At 48.8% G+C, this 8,062-nt stretch carries 7 protein-coding genes and 1 tRNA gene; 7 read left to right on the forward strand and 1 reads right to left on the reverse strand.

Annotation, left to right across the window (positions count from 1 at the left end; genetic code table 11):
* Positions 1-23: 23 nt before the first annotated feature.
* Positions 24-1,148: a DNA polymerase III subunit beta gene (dnaN, locus tag OEM52_04620; GenBank protein ID MDK9699421.1), complete on the reverse strand. Its 1,125-nt coding sequence runs from the start codon at positions 1,146-1,148 to the stop codon at positions 24-26.
* A 503-nt stretch (positions 1,149-1,651) separates the two neighbouring features.
* Between dnaN and OEM52_04625 the strand changes: the two genes are divergently transcribed.
* The 7 genes from OEM52_04625 to OEM52_04655 form a co-directional block, all read left to right on the forward strand.
* A complete protein-coding gene (locus tag OEM52_04625) occupies positions 1,652-1,876 on the forward strand; it encodes a DUF721 domain-containing protein (GenBank protein ID MDK9699422.1) in 225 nt (74 codons plus the stop codon).
* 195 nt (positions 1,877-2,071) lie between these two features.
* Positions 2,072-2,148, forward strand: a tRNA-Pro gene (locus OEM52_04630).
* Positions 2,149-2,338: 190 nt separating this feature from the next.
* A complete protein-coding gene (locus OEM52_04635) occupies positions 2,339-2,971 on the forward strand; it encodes a Vat family streptogramin A O-acetyltransferase (GenBank protein MDK9699423.1) in 633 nt (210 codons plus the stop codon).
* A gap of 199 nt (positions 2,972-3,170) precedes the next feature.
* Complete coding sequence (locus OEM52_04640; protein ID MDK9699424.1) at positions 3,171-5,780, forward strand: carboxypeptidase regulatory-like domain-containing protein; 2,610 nt, start codon at positions 3,171-3,173, stop codon at positions 5,778-5,780.
* 85 nt (positions 5,781-5,865) lie between these two features.
* A complete protein-coding gene (locus tag OEM52_04645; protein MDK9699425.1) occupies positions 5,866-6,612 on the forward strand; it encodes a hypothetical protein in 747 nt (248 codons plus the stop codon).
* 39 nt (positions 6,613-6,651) lie between these two features.
* The gene (locus OEM52_04650) at positions 6,652-7,203 is read left to right on the forward strand and encodes an LPP20 family lipoprotein (GenBank protein ID MDK9699426.1); all 552 of its coding nucleotides are present in this window, start codon (positions 6,652-6,654) and stop codon (positions 7,201-7,203) included.
* A gap of 202 nt (positions 7,204-7,405) precedes the next feature.
* The coding region (locus OEM52_04655; GenBank protein MDK9699427.1) for a hypothetical protein at positions 7,406-8,062 on the forward strand (657 nt) is incomplete at its 3' end.

The raw sequence follows: 8,062 nt of genomic DNA on the forward strand, positions 1-8,062 counted from the left end.
TGCTGCTTACAATACCGCTTAACTTAGCTCAACCGCACCGGCATCAGCAACATTAAAAGGTCTTCGCCATCGGCTTGTTCGGTCGGTTTGACTACACCGGCGCCACTGGAACCCGAGAGTTCAAATTTGACATGAGCACAATCGACTTGTGAGAGAACTTTCTCGAGGAATGAAGAATTATAACCGATGGTGAATGCTTCGCCGCTGTACTCGACTGTCAACGGTTCCATACCGCGTCCTACCCCTTCGGGGTCTTCGGCCTGCAGTACGATTTCGCTCTGTTTTAAATCGATCCGGATGTGCTTGGTGAGCGAACCAGAGAATACCGAAACACGCTTCACCGCACTCAAGAACGGTTTCACTTCGGCAGTCATAAAGTTGGGATTGTTCGTAGGAATCACCGAATCGAACATCGGGAATTTTCCATCGATCAACCGGGTCGAAAGTACGAACGCATCGACCTTAAAATGTAACTGATTCTGAGCAAGAAATACTTCGACTTCAATCATTTCCTTGCCGGAATCGACTAACTTGGAAAGCACTTCCAGCGCACGTTTTGGAACGATCCAATCGAAATCGGGCGCTTGGTAGGTCGTCGCGGTATCGACCCACTTTACAAGCCGATGACCGTCGGTGGAAACCACTCGCAACTTTCCACTTTTCAACTGGAAAAGTACACCGTTCAATACCGGCCGCAATTCATCGGTCGCTACTGCAAACAGCGTCTTGTCGATGATACGACGCAATTTCGATGAAGGAACTTTCAATACCGGATCGGGCGGCAGTACCGGAAGTTGGGGAAACAAAGCAGGCTCTTCGCCGGCAATTCGGAATTTACCTTGCCCGGCATGAATCACCATGTAGTGCCCGGATTCGTCTTCGATGCGCACTGGTTGATCAGATGGCAATACCCGCGCCAAATCCAGTAGACGACGAGCTGGAACAACCGCAGTTCCCTCTTCAGCGGCGTCGACGGGAACCCGCGCGGTGAGGATTAGCTCCAAGTCGGTTGCCGATACCGCCATCTCATTTTTTTGGACGGCAATGTGCACTGTACGCAGAATCGGCATCGTTGTTTTTGACGGAACAACCGACGCAGCCCGCTCTAAAGCGGTGAGATAACGATCCTGTGGAACGGAATAACGCATTCGAGACCTCCGAGATATATTTGCTCGTTACCGGAGAAAGTACATAAAAATAATACAAGGGTAAAGAATATAAAAAAGAAGAGGAGGAGTATTCCGGTGAATTGAGTGGATACTGTCGCTTCTTTTTGCAAAGACCCCATCAAACGTGACGCTCCGCGCCGTAAATAGTTATCCTCAGTGTGAATGAGAATGTGGATAACATAATTTAATCGATAAGGTTATCCCCATCTTCTCTCTGAGGGGTGTATAAATCGAGAGTAATCCACCGTCATTCACTCTTTTTTTGCGATTAAAGAAGAAGATTGGGATAACCACGGCAACGACCGAAGATAAAAGGCACTCATCCTCGTTTTCAATTTCTTTTTTAATCAAACTAAATTTCTTCTCGGAGGTGTTTGCCGAAGATACTCTCTTTCGTAAACTAAGGTATGAATCGAATCGGAAGAACCAAACGAACCCAACCAATTGAACGACTCTGGGAAGCGGTTTTTTGACGCTTTGGTTTGTTTGACGGGGTTTTTCTTGCTTCGCTGATCGATAGAAAAGAGGAAGTGTTTGGCGTTGCGCTGGCAAAACATGTCGAACCCATAGAGTTTACCCGGGGAAGGCTTACTGTTAAAGTCGATAGCGATGCCCGCCGCCAAGTCGTTTTCGATATGCGTAACGTTGTTTTAGAACGGTTGGATGAATTTTCACCCGGGGCAGTTAAGAGAATTTTCTTTGTTTGACCCTCTGGGAATGCCGCGAGTTGAAGTTTCGTCTGGAAACCCTTATACTATGCACGCAAGTTTCCAGTAGAGAACAAGATCTGTTACTTGAGATTTCCTTTCTATTTTTTCGGGGAGTAGCGTAACCCGGTAGCACAATTGCTTTCGGGAGTTCCTGTGAGGACGCTGGTTCCTATTACTTGACATTATCTTTTTCGGGGAGTAGCGCAGCCCGGTAGCGCAATTGCTTTGGGAGCAATGGGTCGCTGGTTCAAATCCAGTCTCCCTGACCATTTTTACCGGTTAGCATCTGGGAGAAACGCTGGGTTTAAATCCAGTCTCCCTGACCATTTTTACCGGTTAGCATCTGGGAGAAACGCTGGGTTTAAATCCGGTCTCTCCGGCCATTTTTTGAAGGGGCGTATATTTTGCTACGCCCCTCTTTTCTTAACAGAACTTCTGCCGACGTAAAGCGAGGATTGTATGAACGGTCCCGACCCAACCAGTAAACACCCGGTTCCGGCATTTCCCCAAATCTGTTTTCTGAAAAACATCGTAACCAACCCCAATATCATCGTGGGCGATTACACCTACTATGACGATCCCGTCGATCCGGATGGGTTCGAGCGGAACGTGCTCTATCACTATCCGTTCATGAACGATAAACTGATCATTGGCAAGTTTTGTGCGATTGCCCGCGACGCCAAGTTTATGATGAATGGCGCTAACCACAAGCTGACAGGATTCTCAACATATCCCTTTGGAATTTTCCCGAGCGGTTGGGAAGCGGCGATCCCAAAACTCGAAGAGTTACCGTATCGCGGCGATACCGTAATCGGAAATGATGTATGGATTGGCTACGATGCGCTGATCTTGCCGGGTGTGAAAATTGGACATGGCGCAATCATCGCAACGCGCTCGCTGGTGGCAACGCGAGTGCCACCCTATGCCGTTGTCGGCGGTAATCCCGCGCGAATACTTCGGATGCGGTTTTCGCCAGAAATCATTTCCGAATTGCTTAAAATTGCCTGGTGGAATTGGGAGATTGAGAAGGTGACCCGCAACCTTTCGCACATCGTTTCGGGAAATTTAGAAGCGCTTATGGCAGCGGAGTAATGGGGGACAACAGAGTGATTTGTTGCCACCAGTAAGAAGAAAACGAAAATTTTCCAAAACCGCAAAAAAACGTTGCTCACTCGATTTTGAATACATACATTGTTTTGAAACGTGGCGAGTAACCGACGAATCACGTTTAGTGATACAACTCGTCACAATACACGACTCACTTCTAATTTGCTACCGTGACGGAGTTGCTATGTGTTCATCAACGAAACTCTCTCTCTCCTCATCCTTTCATCGTGTGCGACATTTGACCTTTGGGTTGCTCCTCCTCCTGCTGTTGTTTTCTTGCGCTAAAACGCCTGACAATGCTCCCACTACCGGCATGATTGCGGGTAAAGTAACCGACAATACATCGTCTACAGTTGCACTATCTGGTGTGCAAATCGCCACAATTCCGGCAACGACGAGCGTCCTAACCAATTCTAACGGTGAATACACGATTTCCAACGTTGATCCGGGACAATATACTGTTACTGCAACAAAGAGCGGTTACTTAAGTAATAATGCAATAGTGCAAGTCATCGCGGGGCAGACTACGAACGCTGATATTGCATTAGCCGAGAATCCACCGGTATTGCAAGTGACACCCAGCCCGCTTGATTTTGGGATGCAGACCGATACGCTGGAATTGACGTTAGCCAGTCAAAACGGGGTTACGATCAATTGGAGTGCGGTTGATGATCGAAATTGGCTGGGCATTACACCGACCTCTGGCACCATCACTGGACAAACCGCTCACGTAACCGTTGTTGTGAATCGCGATAGCATGGCGGCTGGCAATTATACCGGATCGATCACGTTTACCTCGAATGGTGGAAATCCTGTTGTACAAGTATTGCTGGCGGTACCGAACCCGTTGATCCCACAATTGAGTGTGAATATCCAAACGATTGCGTTTGATACGTTGTCGACTGCGCAACTCTTTACGATTACCAACACCGGGACCGGGGTATTGAATTGGTCGATTACATCAAACCGGACTTGGATTTTAGTGGTACCGGTGTCGGGTTCTACCGGGTCCGGCGTAAGTCGTTCGATTTCCGTTTCTGTGGATCGCGCCGGCTTATCGAATGGCAACTATAGCGGAGCGCTTTCGATTATCTCCAATGGCGGCAATATTGATATACCCGTGTCGATGATTGTACTGCCGGCACGACCTGATGCCCCCACGTTTTTACACACACAACTCACTACGATTCGTAGCGCGCAAATCAGTTGGAATGATAACTCTTCGGTGGAAGAAGGGTTCCGGTTGGAACGAAGAACCCTCTCCTCTCCCACTTTCCAGCCCGCAGCGACCTTGCCTGCTAATACAACCACGTTTGCCGACACGGGACTGGCTCCCCACATGAAATACTATTATCGGGTGCAGGCATTCAATCAGACGATGTACTCCGATTATTCAAATATCGACAGCGTAACGACACCGAACAGCTCGCCATATCAACCATCAACCCCGATACCGGAAGACTTGGCGACAAACCAAGCGTGCAATTTAACGCTGCAATGGGATGGTGGCGATATCGATAACGATACCCTGCAGTATACGTTGTACTTCGGTACGGAAAACCCACCACCGACATTGAATGTGTTATCGACGAACACCCGCTCGCTTACCGGTCTGTTTGCCTCTCGACAATACTTTTGGAAAGTGGTTGCCCGTGATAACTATGGCGGTATCGCAACCAGCCCGGTTTGGCAATTCCAGACAGCAGCTCCGTCGGGCGTGTATTGGTCGCGTACTTATCATCTTGCGCAGTTTCAGGAGGGACGAAGTATCTTCCAAACTGCTGAACGTGGATATATCTGTACCGGTTACACCGGAACCCCTCCCTACGGGTATGATCTGTGGCTTACCAAGCTTTCGGAAACCGGCTCGACGGTCTGGCAACGCATTTTAGGTGGGCAGGGGTTGGATCGGGGGAGTCAAGCGATTCAGTGTTGGGGTGGCGGGTATGCCGTTGTGGGTTCAACCGCTTCTTACGGCCATGGCGGGTCTGATGTCTGGCTCGTCCGGTATGATGAAAATGGCGACACCCTTTGGACAAAAACCTATGGCGGAACGGGGGAAGATAACGGATGGTCAATAATTCAGTCTCGCTCTTCCGGGTTTGTAATGGTCGGACGTACATATTCCTACGGCAATGACGCGCAGATTTATGTTATCAAGACCGATTTATCCGGCAATCAGCAGTGGGCGCGGACATTTGGCGGTGCGAATTACGATGTCGGATTTTCGATTTTTGAAACGAGTGATGGCGGTTTTGCGATTGGTGGTACAAAATACGATGCAATGGGCGCGGGCGCTTTCTTGTTGATGAAATTGAATAGTTCAGGCAATTGGCAGTGGGAACGGGTTTACGGTACTCCGAATGTAGGATATTGTTATTCCTTGAAGCAGACCACTGACAATGATTTTATTATGACGGGGGAAGGGTATAATTCGGCAGGTCTGAAGAAACTTTGGATTATTCGCACCGATGCCCAAGGGAATCAGCGCTGGTTACGCCAATACGGCGGTAACTCGCCGGATTACGGGAATGGTATCGTACAAACAGTCGATGGTGGAATCGTAACTACTGGAACAACCGAGTCATCCGGCAATGGCGGTCAAGATTTATGGATTTTCAAAACCGATGCTAATGGCGATTCGCTCTGGTCGCGGTCTTACGGAACAATCACTAACGATCGCGGTATCGGCATTACGAAAACGCTTGATAATGGTATTGCGATTATTGGCACCAGCGGTACTAACGACATCTGGGTATTAAAAACCGATGTAAACGGCAATTACGTTCCCTGACTTTTTCAACGAATGGTAGGGTATCCCCGTGCATAGAACAGCTTACTTGATCCTACTCCTTACGCTCCTGTTTAGCGAGGCGGTATTGGCAGCGCCACGATGGACGAAACAAACGCCTATCGGGCGAAATCATGTTTACGCAGTTGGACTTGGCGAATCGACCGTATCGCTGAGTGAAACGCGGAAAGCGGCGATTTCCAATGCAATGTCGACCTTCAACGTTACACAGGGGGTAACACTCAACAGTAAACTAACCTTGCAGAAAATCGAAGATTCAAACAGCTACCGGGAATCGGTCGTTCATGAACTCGAAGTGCAAGGGACATCCTCCACCTTAACCGGTTTGAAGTTGGTGAATACCTACGTCGACCGCAATTCGTCGCCGTACCGGGTGTACGCTTTAATGTCGCTTCCGACCGAGAACCCATTTTCTTATTGGTCCCCGGTCTGGCGTAGCGCGATCCTGCCCGGTTGGGGACAATTTTATCAAGGTAGAATAAACCGTGGTGTATTGTATTTAACTGCTGAGGCGATCTCAGTGGGGGGCGCTTTTTTTACTGCGTCGGCCTATACCGACCGGAAAAACAAGGCGAACCAAGCGACGAATGTTGCTGACCGCCGCGACTTTGATAAGCAGGCGGATGAATACTATCAGGCGAATGTCGTCCTGGTGTGTGTTGCGGTTGCTGCCTATGGGCTCAATTTGGCAGATGTACTTCTTCTCTCGAACAATAAAGCCGATATCTACTATTCGCTGAAGTTCGATACTAACTCACACGGAATGGAGAATCCGGCAGTTCTGTTGGCATTGTCGATTCCGCTGAAACACTGATTCGGTAACCCGGACTAAACTAAACTACTGGAGGCATTGATGAAACGGTATTACTTCGTAATCGCATTGGTTGTTTCGTTCTCGTTGCTATTAGGCTGCGGCTCGAAGCCGATGCAGACGACCAGCGCAAAAAATCAACCGGATTGGTATAAGAAGGTACCCACCGGAAACGATTATCTGTATGCGGCATTCAGCGCGGTGTCGCAGGATATGCAGTTAGCGGTCGATAAAGCGGCGGCTGGGGCGCGTGAGGAAATTGGCAGACAGGTGGAAGCGAAAATTCTCTCGATGCAGAAACGATTCGATGAAGAAGTTGGTTTGGGGAAGGATGCGAAACTTCTCCAAATGTATACCGACGCGACAAAAATTGTCGTGAATACGACGCTGAACGGCACCCACGTTAAAGACAAATCGCTCTTAAAAGACGACGAATACTGGCGGGCGTACGTATTAGTCGAGTATCCGATTGGCGAAATGAATGCGAACTTTGTCCGATCAGTGAAACAGAATACCGAACTCTACACCCGGATGCGGGCGGCAGAAGCTTTTCAGGAATTAGAAAAATCGGTTGAAACCCCAACCGGGAAGTAAATCGTTCAGGATGTGGTGTTGTATGCAATGAGCGACCGGGCGGATATTCAAACGGATATCCGCCCGTTTTCGGCTTCGCGGGGAATGGCGTGCCGGATCGTAAGAAACCTTACGAAAATAGAATTGTTTCGTGGCGTTCCTTGTGGTTGCAAATGGGAATGATAACCGTATAGAAACAGCGCCAATATGGGAGAGGTTTTCGATGAGAAAGCCGATACAAATACTGCTGCTTGGTTTTCTCTTCCCACTGGTTAGCGGGGGTGTACATCTCACACACGCGAAAGCGCTCTCACCCACCTCACAAACTGTTCCCAAACCATTTTTCTTTACTGAGAACAAAGGGCAGTGGGATGCTCGCGTGCTATATAAGTGTCAAGCGAAGAATGGGATGACCTGGTTCCTCGAACGTGATGGGATTACGCTGTTGCTAATGCAACAGGGGGATCGGGAATTGGATTTCGGGGTTCAGGGTAGGGGCGGATCATCGTATCCGCCCGCTGACCCCGTACGTCGGACATTCCTGTCCGACGACTATTCGAGTAGGGGCAGACCCTCTGGGTCGCCCAATGAAAACGACTTACCGGAAATGTTGCGCCGCCATCCCGCGCGTGAAAATGTTCCGATGAAAAGTCATGCCCTGAAGTTCAAGTTCTTAAAGGGTGAAGGGTCAAAGGTCAAGGGTGAAGGGTCAAATGTGAATGGTGCAAGGGAAGCTAAAGAAGATTCTGAGAACCTTTTCCAATCTTTTTCTACTCAACACCCTACACCTTATACCCTAAACCCTTCACCCGATTTCTTACACCCTACACCTTACACCCTACACCTTTCACCATTTTTTTCGATCCCCTTCACCTTACAC

The organism is bacterium, assembly GCA_030247525.1.
In the GTDB taxonomy this organism is placed as follows: Bacteria; Electryoneota; JAOADG01; order JAOADG01; family JAOADG01; genus JAOTSC01.

What these genes read in the sequence shown, in the direction of transcription:
- OEM52_04635 (MDK9699423.1), top strand. Translation starts at nt 2,339, where the DNA reads ATGAACGGTCCCGACCCAACCAGTAAACACCCGGTTCCGGCATTTCCC.
- OEM52_04640 (MDK9699424.1), top strand. Translation starts at nt 3,171, where the DNA reads ATGTGTTCATCAACGAAACTCTCTCTCTCCTCATCCTTTCATCGTGTG.
- OEM52_04650 (MDK9699426.1), top strand. Translation starts at nt 6,652, where the DNA reads ATGAAACGGTATTACTTCGTAATCGCATTGGTTGTTTCGTTCTCGTTG.
- dnaN (MDK9699421.1), bottom strand. Translation starts at nt 1,148, where the DNA reads ATGCGTTATTCCGTTCCACAGGATCGTTATCTCACCGCTTTAGAGCGG.